This window comes from Paenarthrobacter sp. FR1 (assembly GCF_051106045.1).
GTDB classification, from domain to species: Bacteria; Actinomycetota; Actinomycetes; order Actinomycetales; family Micrococcaceae; genus Arthrobacter; species Arthrobacter nitroguajacolicus_A.
In genome coordinates this window covers 29,038-41,903 of the sequence record NZ_JBPFSF010000003.1, presented here as the reverse complement: position 1 = coordinate 41,903, position 12,866 = coordinate 29,038, and the positions used below count along the sequence as shown (strand labels likewise).

The following is a 12,866-nucleotide window of genomic DNA, read 5'->3' as shown; positions in this document are numbered from 1 at the left end:
GGTGAGTTCCGGTTCACGCCGATGTAACAAAAGTCACTTTTTGCGTGAAATGGGACCAAATGCTGGAAAGCCTGCCTCCGCAGTTGCGGGGGCAGGCTTAGTTAAACGTAAGATGGATCACGGAAGGCGGTTAGCCTTCAGCAACGTGGCTGGTCGCCCTCCGATCTGATAATCACCTCTGCCCAAAGACGTGCGGGGTCTGTTAGTTGGAAATTTACTAAATCCGACTCACTAGGCGTGCTTGCAAGAGCACCAAGGAGATTGACACATAGTGACCACCCGTATTGGTATTAACGGCTTCGGCCGCATCGGCCGTAACTACTTCCGCGCAGCACTGGCCCAGGGCGCAGACCTTGAGATCGTTGCAGTCAACGACCTCACCAGCCCCGAGACCCTCGCCCACCTCCTTAAGTACGACTCCGTCGGTGGACGCCTCGCCCAGACCGTGGAAGTTGTCGATGGAAACCTGGTAGTCGACGGCAAGTCCATCAAGGTCCTTGCCGAGCGCGATCCCGCCAACCTTCCCTGGGGCGAGCTGGGCGTGGACATCGTTATCGAGTCCACCGGCTTCTTCACCAAGGCAGCAGCGGCCCAGAAGCACATCGACGCCGGCGCCAAGAAGGTCCTCATCTCGGCACCTGCAAGCGACGAAGACATCACTATCGTCATGGGCGTCAACCACGAGCTCTACGACCCCGCAGCTCACAACATCATCTCCAACGCTTCCTGCACCACCAACTGCCTTGGCCCGCTGGCCAAGGTAGTCAACGACGCTTTTGGCATCGAACGTGGCCTTATGACCACGGTCCACGCCTACACGGCTGACCAGAACCTGCAGGACGGGCCGCACGGCGATCTTCGCCGCGCCCGCGCCGCAGCCATCAACATGGTCCCCACCTCCACCGGTGCTGCCAAGGCCATCGGCCTGGTCCTGCCGGAGCTCAAGGGCAAGCTGGACGGCTACGCCATCCGCGTTCCCGTCCCCACGGGTTCCGCCACCGACCTCACCGTCACCGTTTCCCGCGAAGTGACGGTGGAAGAAGTTAACGCCGCCGTCAAGGCAGCTGCAGAGTCCGAGCAGTTCGCCGGCATCCTGAGCTACACCGATGCCCCCATCGTGTCCTCCGACATCGTGGGCGACCCCGCTTCCTCCATCTTCGACTCCGGTTTGACCAAGGTCATTGGCAACCAGGTCAAGGTTGTTTCCTGGTACGACAACGAGTGGGGCTACTCCAACCGTCTCGTGGACCTTACGGAGCTCGTCGCATCCAAGCTGGGCTAGGGTAGACACATGACATCTCACACCCTCAACGAACTCATCGCTGAAGGTGTCCGCGGGCGGTACATTCTGGTCAGAAGTGACCTGAATGTGCCGCTCGACGGCTCTACAGTGACTGACGATGGCCGCATCAAAGCGTCCCTTCCGGTCCTCAAGAAGCTCTCGGACGCCGGTGCCCGTGTGCTCGTAACAGCCCACCTGGGACGCCCCAAAGGTGCCCCTGAAGACAAGTACTCATTGAAGCCCGCCGCTGCCCGCCTGGCGGAACTCGCGGACTTCAAAGTCCAGCTCGCCGAAGATACGGTGGGTGCCTCCGCAAAGGAGCTTGCCGGGGCACTGCAGGACGGCGAAGTACTCGTCCTGGAGAACGTTCGCTTTGATGCCCGCGAAACCAGCAAGGACGACGCCGAGCGCGGCGCCTTCGCTGACGAACTGGTGGCCCTCACGGGAAGCAACGGCGCGTTCGTGGACGATGCTTTCGGCGCTGTGCACCGCAAACACGCCAGTGTCTATGACGTCGCCACCCGGCTGCCGTCATACCTTGGCGATCTCGTACACACCGAGGTGGAAGTTCTCCGGAAGCTCACCACGGACACGCAACGTCCCTACGTTGTGGTCCTTGGCGGTTCCAAGGTCTCCGACAAGCTGGCCGTCATCGACAACTTGCTGGGCAAGGCCGACACCATCCTTGTCGGCGGCGGCATGCTGTTCACCTTCCTCGCCGCTGCCGGACACAAAGTGGCAGGCAGCCTCCTGGAAGAAGACCAGATCCCCGTCGTCCAGGACTACCTCAAGCGGGCTTCTGCCGCAGGCACCTCCTTTGTCATCCCGACGGATGTGGTGGTCGCCAGCCGTTTCGCGGCCGATGCTGAGCATGAGGTGGTCAAGGCGGATGCCATTGAGGACAGCGCCTTCGGTGCTTCCGGCATTGGCCTGGACATTGGCCCCGAATCGGCGTCCGCCTTTGCGGCTCAGATTGAAGGCGCCAAGACAGTCTTCTGGAACGGCCCCATGGGCGTTTTCGAATTCGAAGCGTTCGCCAATGGCACCCGGGCCATCGCCCAGGCGCTGACGGACACCGTGGCCTTCACGGTGGTCGGCGGCGGCGATTCCGCAGCGGCCGTTCGAACCCTCGGCTTCGAGGACTCGCAGTTCGGCCACATTTCCACCGGTGGTGGCGCCAGCTTGGAATACCTTGAAGGCAAGGAACTTCCCGGCCTCAGCGTCCTGGACCGCTAAGCATCACACCGGCCGGCAGGACGCTCACACGTCCTGCCGGCCGTTCCATATTTCAACGCATTCTTTGGAGTTCATGTGACTACCTCTGCCAACGGCAACTTTGTCCGCAAACCCTTCATCGCCGGCAACTGGAAGATGAACATGGACCACGTCCAGGGCATCACGTTGCTGCAGAAGCTCGCCTGGACCTTGTCCGACGCCAAGCACGACTACAAGCGTGTCGAGGTTGCTGTCTTTCCTCCGTTCACCGATCTCCGCGGCGTCCAGACACTGGTACAGGGCGACGAACTGGAAGTTGTGTACGGCGGCCAGGACCTGTCCCAGTTCGACTCCGGCGCTTACACCGGCGACATCTCCGGACAGTTCCTTAGCAAGCTGGGCTGCGCCTACGTCTTGGTGGGCCACAGTGAGCGTCGCACCATCCACAATGAATCGGACGATGTTCTGAACGCCAAGGTCAAAGCTGGCTTCCGTCACGGGGTCACCCCGGTTCTCTGCGTGGGCGAAGGCTTGGAGATCCGCCAAGCAGGCACACACGTCGATCACACGCTGGCTCAGTTGCGTGCCGGCGTTGAAGGCCTCACGGCAGAGCAGGCAGCCGAACTTGTGGTTGCCTATGAGCCTGTCTGGGCCATTGGTACAGGAGAGGTAGCCGGCCCCGACGATGCACAGGAAATGTGCGCCGCCATCCGTGCCGAACTTAGCGAGCTCTTTGATGAGTCCGTTGCCGCCAAGACGCGCCTGCTTTACGGTGGCTCGGTCAAGGCCAACAACGCTGCCGCCATTATGGCCGAAACCGACGTAGATGGATTGCTTGTGGGTGGCGCCAGCCTGGACCCCGCCGAGTTTGCTAACATTGTCAGGTTCGAGAGCCACCTCGTCACGGACTAGTCCGGCTCCCGTTTTCCGCTTCTTCGAAAGGCCGTCGTGGACGTTCTTCAAGTCATTCTGCAGATCCTGCTGGGCATCACCAGCCTTCTGCTGACGCTGCTCATCCTCCTGCACAAGGGACGTGGCGGCGGTTTGTCCGACATGTTCGGTGGCGGAATGAGCTCCGGATTGAGTTCGTCCGGCGTAGCCGAGCGCAACCTGAACCGCTTCACCATCATTCTTGGTATTACGTGGGGCGCAGTCATCATCGGCTTGGGCCTGATCATGCGCTTCACGTCGGGTGGCGACTCCTAGTCGTCCCCGGCTGGGGAGGCTCCTCGAAGGGGCCTCCCCATTTTTTCTGCTCGGCGGCACAAATCACTAGTGCCGCCGTCGAACCTCCCGCATTAGACTGGCCCTGTTGGCCGTAAGGCCCACGGGCCGTGACGGCCAACCACCGAGTCGCTAGGGGTTCGAAAATGGTTCATGGCACGCCTGGTTACCGCGGCACCCGCGTTGGGGTAGCCCTCGGATCCGCTCCCAGAAATCAAAGCGACCACGGCGAAGGTGAACAATTGCCGCGTATTCGTGTCCCCTATTGGTGCGCCAAGGGACACGAGACGCGGCTCGTTTTTCTTAAGCTGCCGGATGACCAGATTCCCAAGACCTGGGACTGCCCTAAATGCGGCTTGCCGGCTTCACGGGATCCCGGTCACCCTGCGGAACCAAGACCCGAAGACGAACTCTTCAAATCCCACCTGGACTACGTTAAAGAAAGACGCTCCAGCCAAGACGCCGAAGTTGTCCTGGCTGGAGCGCTGGAGCGGCTACGCGCCCGCGGGGTCCTTCCGGACCAGCTGCTGGGGGACGCGTGAGGCCGCATTCTCGTCAATAAGCCACAGGGTCCTCGCCCGGCCGGCGGGACCAGCTGCCGGCACCTGAACGGGGTTGGCACCTGCAAGGGCAAGTCCAACGGCACCCGCCTTGTCTTCACCGGCAACAACCATCCAAATTTCCTGGGCGGTGTTGATGGCCGGCAGAGTCAAGGAAATACGCGACGGCGGCGGCTTGGGTGAGTTTTCGACGCCCACCACGGTGCGTTCTTTCTCCCGAATGCCGGCCTGCTCCGGGAAGAGCGACGCCACGTGGGCGTCCGGACCTACGCCAAGAAGCAGGATGTCGAAGCGGGGCAGCTTGCCGGGCTGCTCCGGCCTGTCATCAGACATGTCCGCGGCGTGCTCAGCCTGGGCTGCGGCTTTGAGTTCTTCGGCGTAGGCAGCAGCTGCATCCTCCGCGGTGGAGAACTCGTCGGCCGAACCAGGTTCGTGAACCCGTGCGGGATCAACAGACAAGTGGGCCAGCAAGGCCTGGTGTGCTTGGCGGGTGTTCCTGTCGTCGCTGTCAGCGGCGACGAACCGCTCGTCACCCCACCAGAAGTTGACCTTCGACCAGTCGACTGCAGGGGCGGCGGCAGAGTCGGCCACCGCCTTCAGCGTTCCAATGCCTACGGTTCCGCCGGTGAGGACCACCGTGGCTTCGCCGTGCTTGTCCTGGACATCCACGAGCTTGGTGATGAGACGGGCTGCAATCGCGGCCATCAACACCTTGGAGTCGGGGTGGATGCTTACTCTTGGCTCAGCGTGCACTTGTCTGGACTCTCCTCTGGCTGGTAAGTGGAAGTCCCATCGTAATCACTTCTCCGAAGACTTCGTCGGGGTCCAGCCGCCGGAGTTCCTCGGCCAGGCAGTCCTTAAGGCTGCGCCGGGGGAGGGTGATGCGCTGCGCGGGTTGTCCTGGCTGGGTCAGCTCGGCCACGGACAAGCCGGGACGGAAGAGCTGCACATCGCCGCTGGCGCGGGTGAGGCGCACACGGCGGATACCGGTACCCGCCGGGTCTGCCACGATCGTGACGGGCGCCTGCAGGGCAAGGCTCAACCAGGCGGCGAGGAGCAATGTACTGGGTGAGTCCGATGCGCCTTCGACGGCCACCGCCGAAACCGGGTCGCCGTCAACCTGGTCGAAGACAGCTGCGAGCTGCATGCGCCAGTTGGTCAGGCGGGTCCAGGCAAGATCGGTATCGCCGGCCTTGTACGTTGCACGAATGTTCTCCAGAGCACGTCGGGGGTCCGGCTCGTTCGCGGAGTCCGTGATGCGGCGGTGCGCAATGCGGCCGATGGAAGTTTCGCAGGCACTTTCCGGGGCACCGTGCGGCCACCAGGCTACGATCGGTGCATCCGGAAGCAGAAGTGCCGCCACCAGCGATTCGCTCTCGTGGGCCATATGCCCGTGGCCGCGCAGGACGATGACCTCGGAAGCACCGGCGTCACCTCCAACACGGATCTGCGCGTCCAGGCGGTCCGGACCTTCGACACCTGCGTCGGCAAGCACAATGATCCTGCACGGGTGTTCCCGACTGGCTTCATTAGCCGCCTCGATTGCTTCCTCTTCCTGCCCGGACTTTGTCACCACCACCAGGGTCAACACTCGGCCCAACGCGATGACACCGCCTTGTTCGCGCAGCGACATGATCTTCTTGGAGACCTTGGAAGTAGTGGTATCTGGAAGATCTACAATCATGGCCTTCTCCAGGTTCGTCCGTCGCGAGCCAGCAGGGCGTCGGCCGAAGCCGGACCCCAGCTGCCGGGTGCGTAAGGTTGTGGTTGTTCTTCCAGCCCGGCCCAGTATTCCTCGAACGGGTCAAGGATCTTCCAGGACAGCTCCACTTCCTGGTGACGCGGGAAGAGCGGGGGTTCGCCCAGGAGTACATCCAGGATGAGGCGTTCATAGGCTTCGGGGCTGGACTCGGTGAAGGAGTGGCCGTAGCCGAAGTCCATGGTGACATCGCGGACTTCCATCTGCGTGCCCGGAACCTTGGAACCGAAACGGATCGTGGCGCCCTCGTCGGGCTGGACACGGATCACTACGGCATTCTGTCCGAAGTCGTCCTCGCCGTGATCACGGAACAGCAGGTTGGGTGCCCTCTTGAAGACCACCGCGATCTCTGTAACGCGGCGGCCAAGGCGCTTACCGGCCCGCAGGTAGAACGGCACACCATTCCAGCGGCGGGTATTGATATCCACCCGGATCGCGGCGTACGTCTCGGTCTTGGAGTCAGCCGGGATGCCGTCCTCGTCCAGGTAGCCCAGGACTTCCTCGCCGCCCTGCCAGCCACCAGTGAACTGACCACGTGCGGAGTGAGTGGAGAGGTCCTCGGGCAACTTGACCGCAGCCAGAACTTTTTCCTTCTCCGCCCGCAAGTCATCGGCGTTAAAGGAAATGGGTTCTTCCATCGCCGTCAACGCGAGCAACTGCAGGAGGTGGTTCTGGATCACGTCACGGGCCGCGCCCACACCGTCGTAGTAGCCTGCGCGCCCGCCGGTGCCGATGTCTTCGGCCATGGTGATCTGGACGTGGTCCACGTAGTTGGCGTTCCAGAGGGGTTCGAACAACTGATTCGCGAAACGAAGCGCGAGGATGTTCTGCACCGTTTCCTTACCCAGGTAGTGATCGATCCTGAACACCGCATCGGCAGGGAACACCGACTCCACAATGTCGTTGAGCTGCCGGGCGGACTCGAGGTCGTGTCCGAACGGCTTCTCAATGACCACGCGACGCCACTGCCCGGGCTTGGCCTGTGCCAAGCCGTGCTTGGACAGCTGACGACAGACTTGCTCGAACGCCTTGGGCGGGATGGACAGGTAGAAGCCATGATTGCCGCGCGTGCCGCGGGTTTCGTCCAGCTCATCCAGGACATCTCCGAGGCGCTCGAAAGCGTCGTCGTCGTCGAACTCGCCCTGGACAAAGCGGATACCGGAAGCAAGCTGCTCCCAGACCGCTTCATCGAATTTCGTCCGGGCGTGGGCCTTGACGTTCTCCTTGACCTCAGCGGCAAATTCCGCGTTGTCCCACTCGCGGCGGCCGAAACCCACCAAAGCGAAGCTGGGAGGAAGGAGACCACGGTTCGCGAGGTCATAGACCGCGGGCATGAGCTTCTTACGGGCGAGGTCGCCGGTGACTCCGAAGAACACCAACGACGATGGCCCGGCAATGCGGTTCAGGCGCCGGTCCCGCGGATCCCGCAATGGGTTCCGCAGGCCGGCGTTCTTCCTGCCGTTTTCAGTTTCTGGCATGTTTGGTTCTGTGCCTTAGCTTTCGAGTGCGCTGGCCTGGCCGGCCAACGCAGCGACGACTTCCTGGAGTTGGGCTACGCCGGCAGCACGGTCGGTGAGGTGCAGGCGCAACACGGGGCGGCCATGGCCTTCCAGGACCTGGGCATCGCCCGAGGCCTGCGCGGCAATGAGCTGACCGAAGGTGAAAGGGCGCTCCGGGATGGCCAGATCGGTGGACGATGCAGCGGTGATCTGCAGGAACACCCCAATGGCCGGTCCACCCTTGTGGAACTGCCCGGTGGAGTGCAGGAACCGGGGGCCCCAGCCGAAGGTCACCGGACGGCCACTGACAGCGGCGAGTTCGTCGCGAATTCCTTCGAGCGGAGCGTGCGAAATGCGGTCAAGGTAAGCCTGGACGCTTAAGTAGCCATCCGTGCCGAGCTGGCCGAGGAGCGCCTGCACGGCTTCCGATGCAGTTGACGCTGAGCCGAGCCACTCACCACCGCGTACTTCAACGGCACCATCCGTGAAGGCTGCGGGAGTGGGTTCCGGCCGGGCGTCCAACAAGCCACGGGCAGCCACCTTCGCGGCCTCGACGTCTGGCTGGTCGAACGGGTTGATGCCCAGCAGGCGACCGGCGACTGCCGTGGCGAATTCCCAGACGAACATCTGGGAGGGCAGCCCACCGGCGATGGCAACCTCGTTTTCGCGAAGTTCGACGTCGGCATCCGCACTTACCAGCCGAACCACCAGGACGTCGTCGGCTCCGTTGAGGGCCTCCGGGGACTCCGGGCCGGCCACGACCGGAAGAACACCGGTACCGAGTTTGCCGGTGGATTCCGCGATGAGCTGCTCGGCCCAGTCGGCGAAGCCCACAATGCCCGAACCATCCTCGGCGATGACGATCTTGTTGCGCAGCGGGTTGGTACCACCCAAGGCAATGCCCAGGGCAAGGCCGATGTTGTCAGTGGAGTCCTCGTTGAGGATCTCCGCAGCCTCTTCCGCTTCATCCAGGAATGCCTGGATGTCCACGCCGGCCAGCCCGCAAGGTACCAAACCGAAGGCAGTGAGTGCCGAGAAGCGTCCGCCGACGTTGGGGTCGGCGTTGAACACTGCACGGTAGCCGGCTTCGCGGGATGCCTTGTCCAGCGGAGACCCGGGGTCCGTGACGATGATGATGCGGCTCTTGGCGTCGATACCGGCGTCGTTGAACGCCTTTTCGAAGACGCGTCGTTGCGAGTCGGTCTCCACAGTGGAGCCGGACTTGGAGGAAACGACGATTGCCGTCTCCGCCAACCGGTCTGCCAGAGCAGCACTGACCTGTTCAGGATCGGTGCTGTCCAGCACAGTCAGCTCGACGCCGGCGGTACCCGCAATAACCTCCGGTGCCAGGGACGATCCACCCATGCCGCACAGGACAATGCGTGAAACGCCTTCGGCGCGAAGGGCATCGCGAAGCTTCAGGATCCCGTCGACCAAGGGCTGGGACACTGTTGCGGCCTCAACCCAGCCAAGGCGGATCGCTGACTCGGACTCCGCGTCAGGGCCCCACAGCGTGTGGTCCTTGGTGAAGATTCGGGTGGCGATCTTCTCTTCGACCAAGCCGTCAATGTGTTCTGCGATGGCCTGCTGGGCGGCACCGCTGGCGTCGTAGCTGATAGTGCTCATAGTGGGTTAGGAAGCCTTCCGTGCGGTGACGAGTGCGCCTTCGACGTCGGCGAGGAGTTCCTTCCAGGAGCCCACGAACTTCTCGAGGCCTTCGGTCTCGAGGAGGGTGACGACGTCGTTGTAGGAGACACCGAGCGCTTCGAGGGCGTTGAGGGTCTCGTTTGCTTCGTCGTAAGTGCCCGTGATGGTGTCACCGGTGACCACGCCGTGGTCGAAGGTGGCGTCGAGCGTCTTCTCCGGCATGGTGTTGACCACGCCTGCTGCAACGAGTTCCGTCACGTAGAGGGTGTCCGGGTAGGCCGGGTCCTTCACGCCGGTGGAGGCCCAGAGCGGACGCTGCGGGAGGGCGCCGGCTTCGGCCAAGACCGACCATCGTTCGGTGGAGAAGAGTTCTTCGTAGACCTGGTAAGCCAGGCGTGCGTTCGCGACGCCGGCCTTGCCCTTGAGTGCCTTCGCTTCATCGGTGCCGATGGCGTCAAGGCGCTTATCGATCTCGGAGTCCACGCGGGAGACGAAGAACGAAGCCACGGAGTGGATCTTGGAGAGGTCGTGGCCGTTCTCCTTGGCCTGCTCAAGGCCGGACTGGAATGCATTGATGACTGCGCGGTAGCGCTCCAGGGAGAAGATCAGGGTCACGTTGACGCTGATGCCCTCGGCCAAGGTGGCCGTGATGGCTTCAAGGCCCTCCAGGGTTGCCGGGATCTTGATGTGGACGTTGTCCTTGTTGACCTTGGCGTAGAGGTGCTTGGCCTCGGCGATGGTGCCGGCGGTGTCCCAAGCCAAGCGGGGATCAACCTCGATGGAGACGCGGCCGTCCACGCCATGGGTGGCTGCAGCGATGGGCGCGAAGAGGTCGCAGGCGTCTGCAACGTCGGTGGTGGTGATCTCGAAGATCGTCTCTTCGACACTGGCGCCCGCCGCAGCCTGGGCTGCAATGGTGGCGTCGTAGTCCGTGCCGGAGGTGATGGCGGCGTGGAAGATCGACGGGTTGGTGGTTACACCAACAACGCTCTTCTCGTCGATGAGCTTCTGCAGGGTGCCGGTCTCCAGACGGTTGCGGGAGAGGTCATCGAGCCAGATCGAAACGCCGGCGTCGGAAAGCTGCTGCGTGGGAGTTGTAGACATGTGTTTTCTCCTGTTGTGGGGGATCAGGCCGTCAAGCCTGCGAGGGAGTCTTTGGCTGCGGCTGCCACGGCTTCGGCGGTGATGCCGAATTCGTTGAAGAGTCGCTTGTAATCGGCCGAGGCACCGAAGTGTTCCAGGGAGATGGATCGGCCTGCGTCGCCGACGAATTCGCGCCAGCCGAGCGCCAGGCCGGCCTCGACGGAAACGCGGGCCTTCACGGAAGCGGGGAGCACAGATTCGCGGTAAGCCTCGTCCTGCTTGTTGAACCACTCAACACACGGCATGGAGACAACGCGCGCTGCGATGCCTTCGGCCTGGAGGGCTTCGCGGGCCTGGACTGCGAGCTGGACTTCCGAGCCGGTGCCGATCAGGATGACCTGGGCGTCAACGGTTTCGCCGTCCTTGGAGGCTTCGGCCAGGACGTAACCGCCCTTGGCAACACCAGCGGTGGAACCGAACGTGTCACCAGCAGCTTCGCCTTCACCGCGGGCGTAGGTGGGGATGTTCTGGCGTGTCAGGACGATGCCGGCCGGGTTCTCGTGGTTCTCCAGCATGGCCTTCCATGCCGCAGAGACTTCGTTGGCGTCGCCGGGGCGGACAACATCCAGGCCCGGGATGGCCCGCAGGGATGCGAGCTGCTCCACCGGCTGGTGGGTGGGTCCGTCTTCGCCCAGGCCGATGGAGTCGTGCGTCCACACGTACAGGGACGGGACACCCATCAGCGCGCCGAGGCGGATGGCCGGCCGCTGGTAGTCGGAGAAGATCAGGAACGTGCCGGAGAAAGCGCGGGTGCGGCCGTGCAGGGAAATACCGTTCACGATCGACGCGGCAGCGTGCTCACGGATACCGAAGTGCAGCACGCGTCCATACGGGTTGCCCTTCCAGGCATCCGTGGAACGCGAGGTCGGGATGAACGACGGCGAGCCTTCGATGGTGGTGTTGTTGGACTCGGCGAGGTCGGCCGAACCGCCCCACAGCTCCGGAAGAACCGGACCAATGGCGTTCAGGACCTTGCCCGAAGCCGCGCGGGTGGAAACGTCCTTGCCGGCTTCGAACACCGGAAGCGCGGCGTCGATGCCCACGGGAAGCTTCTTGGCTTCCACACGCTCCAGCAGGGCGGCGGCGTCCGGGTTGGCTGATTGCCATGCCTCGAACGAAGCCTGCCAGGCTGCGCGGGACTCAGCACCGCGGTCAAGGACCTTGCGGGCATGTGCGAGGACTTCTTCGTCAACGTCGAAGGACTTGGCCGGATCAAAGCCGAGCACGGTCTTCAGTGCTGCGACTTCCTCGGCACCCAGGGCCGAACCGTGGATCTTGCCGGTGTTCTGCTTCTTCGGAGCCGGGTAACCGATGATGGTGCGCAGCGAGATGATGGACGGCTTGTTCGTCTCTGCCTTGGCCGCCTGAAGTGCGGAGTACAGCTCCTGGACGTCTTCGACGTAGTCGCCGGTCTTGGTCCAGTCGACGCGCTGGGTGTGCCAGCCGTAGGCCTCGTAGCGCTTGAGGACGTCTTCGGTGAAGGCGATGTCAGTGTCGTCTTCGATCGAGATGTGGTTCTCGTCATAAATGACGACGAGGTTGCCCAGTTCCTGGTGGCCGGCAAGCGAGGAGGCCTCGGAGGTCACACCTTCCTGCAGGTCGCCGTCGGAGGCAATGACCCAAATGGTGTGGTCGAACGGCGACTCGCCGGCGGGAGCATCGGCGTCGAACAGGCCGCGCTGGCGACGCTGTGAGTAGGCGAAACCAACAGCGGAAGCCAGGCCCTGGCCCAGGGGACCGGTGGTGATTTCCACGCCGGCGGTGTGCTTGTACTCGGGGTGGCCCGGGGTCAGCGAACCCCAGGTGCGCAGCGCTTCCAGATCCTTCAGTTCCAGGCCGTAACCGGACAGGAACAGCTGGATGTACAGCGTCAGCGAGGTATGGCCGGGGGACAGGACGAACCGGTCGCGGCCAATCCAGTCCGGGTTCTTGGGGTCGTGGCGCATCAGCTTCTGAAACAGCAGGTACGCTGCCGGAGCCAAGCTCATTGCCGTACCAGGGTGGCCGTTGCCGACCTTCTCCACGGCGTCGGCGGCCAACACACGAACGGTGTCAACAGCCTTCTTGTCCAGATCGGTCCATGACAGTTCTTGCTCTTCCAAATGTGGCACGAAAACCGAGCCCCTCTCTGTGCTGACGGCAGGCGTATGGACACGGCACGCAGGAAGCACAGGATGGCGCCCGCTGCAATGTGTCTACCAGCCGTTCACCATTGAAACGTTGATCTCTCATCCAGACGCACGGATATCCGAGAATACGGTTTCCCGGATGGTCAACGTGTGCTGATCTGCTCAACAGCTTAGCCCTAAACGTGTCAGGGAACTCAGGGAATCCCACTAACTGGACAGAAATTCCCTTATATGAATCACGATGGCCCGCCGGGGGAGTGAAGATTCGGAAACATTGACGTATTTTGCGGACATCGGGCCACTTCCGGCCACGGTATGATATTTGGAGGCCACCAGCGGTTCACGCGCCCGTGCTTGCTTTCGACAACCGGGACGCCAGCCGCTGCGAGAACCCCAGAGCATAGAACA

The 12,866-nt window shown here is 62.8% G+C and carries 11 protein-coding genes; 5 read left to right on the top strand and 6 right to left on the bottom strand.

Annotated features, from left to right (window positions below; all coding sequences use genetic code 11):
- The first annotated feature begins 271 nt into the window (after positions 1-271).
- From gap to ACR30Z_RS07120, 5 genes are all read left to right on the top strand, one after another.
- Positions 272-1,282: a type I glyceraldehyde-3-phosphate dehydrogenase gene (gene gap / locus ACR30Z_RS07140; RefSeq protein WP_089595055.1), complete on the top strand. Its 1,011-nt coding sequence runs from the start codon at positions 272-274 to the stop codon at positions 1,280-1,282.
- A gap of 9 nt (positions 1,283-1,291) precedes the next feature.
- Positions 1,292-2,518 carry a phosphoglycerate kinase gene (locus ACR30Z_RS07135; RefSeq protein ID WP_144648231.1) on the top strand — a complete coding sequence of 409 codons (1,227 nt, stop codon included), beginning with the start codon at positions 1,292-1,294 and terminating at the stop codon, positions 2,516-2,518.
- Positions 2,519-2,593: 75 nt separating this feature from the next.
- Positions 2,594-3,409 (top strand): triose-phosphate isomerase, encoded by an 816-nt coding sequence (gene tpiA, locus ACR30Z_RS07130; protein ID WP_434371783.1) that lies wholly within the window; start codon positions 2,594-2,596, stop codon positions 3,407-3,409.
- A gap of 36 nt (positions 3,410-3,445) precedes the next feature.
- Entirely contained in the window at positions 3,446-3,703 is a 258-nt protein-coding gene (gene secG / locus ACR30Z_RS07125) for a preprotein translocase subunit SecG (protein ID WP_024821019.1), read from the top strand.
- Positions 3,704-3,867: 164 nt separating this feature from the next.
- A complete protein-coding gene (locus ACR30Z_RS07120) occupies positions 3,868-4,263 on the top strand; it encodes an RNA polymerase-binding protein RbpA (RefSeq protein ID WP_434371781.1) in 396 nt (131 codons plus the stop codon).
- Here ACR30Z_RS07120 and pgl read toward each other — a convergent pair.
- The 6 genes from pgl to tkt are packed head-to-tail and all read right to left on the bottom strand — an operon-like array spanning position 4,216 to position 12,440.
- Complete coding sequence (gene pgl / locus ACR30Z_RS07115; protein WP_144648234.1) at positions 4,216-5,034, bottom strand: 6-phosphogluconolactonase; 819 nt, start codon at positions 5,032-5,034, stop codon at positions 4,216-4,218. The genes ACR30Z_RS07120 and pgl overlap by 48 nt on opposite strands.
- On the bottom strand, positions 5,024-5,965 hold the full coding sequence (locus tag ACR30Z_RS07110) for a glucose-6-phosphate dehydrogenase assembly protein OpcA (RefSeq protein ID WP_144648235.1): 942 nt from the start codon (positions 5,963-5,965) through the stop codon (positions 5,024-5,026). The genes pgl and ACR30Z_RS07110 overlap by 11 nt, the downstream gene beginning before the upstream one ends.
- Positions 5,962-7,518, bottom strand: coding sequence for a glucose-6-phosphate dehydrogenase (gene zwf / locus ACR30Z_RS07105; RefSeq protein ID WP_144648236.1), 1,557 nt, complete (start codon positions 7,516-7,518; stop codon positions 5,962-5,964). Before zwf ends, ACR30Z_RS07110 begins: the two co-directional genes overlap by 4 nt.
- Positions 7,519-7,533: 15 nt before the next feature.
- Complete coding sequence (locus ACR30Z_RS07100; protein ID WP_434371778.1) at positions 7,534-9,165, bottom strand: glucose-6-phosphate isomerase; 1,632 nt, start codon at positions 9,163-9,165, stop codon at positions 7,534-7,536.
- 6 nt (positions 9,166-9,171) lie between these two features.
- Positions 9,172-10,290, bottom strand: a complete 1,119-nt coding sequence (gene tal, locus ACR30Z_RS07095) for a transaldolase (protein ID WP_110504609.1) — start codon at positions 10,288-10,290, stop codon at positions 9,172-9,174.
- 23 nt (positions 10,291-10,313) lie between these two features.
- Complete coding sequence (gene tkt, locus ACR30Z_RS07090) at positions 10,314-12,440, bottom strand: transketolase (protein WP_434371776.1); 2,127 nt, start codon at positions 12,438-12,440, stop codon at positions 10,314-10,316.
- Between the last annotated feature and the right edge of the window lie 426 nt (positions 12,441-12,866).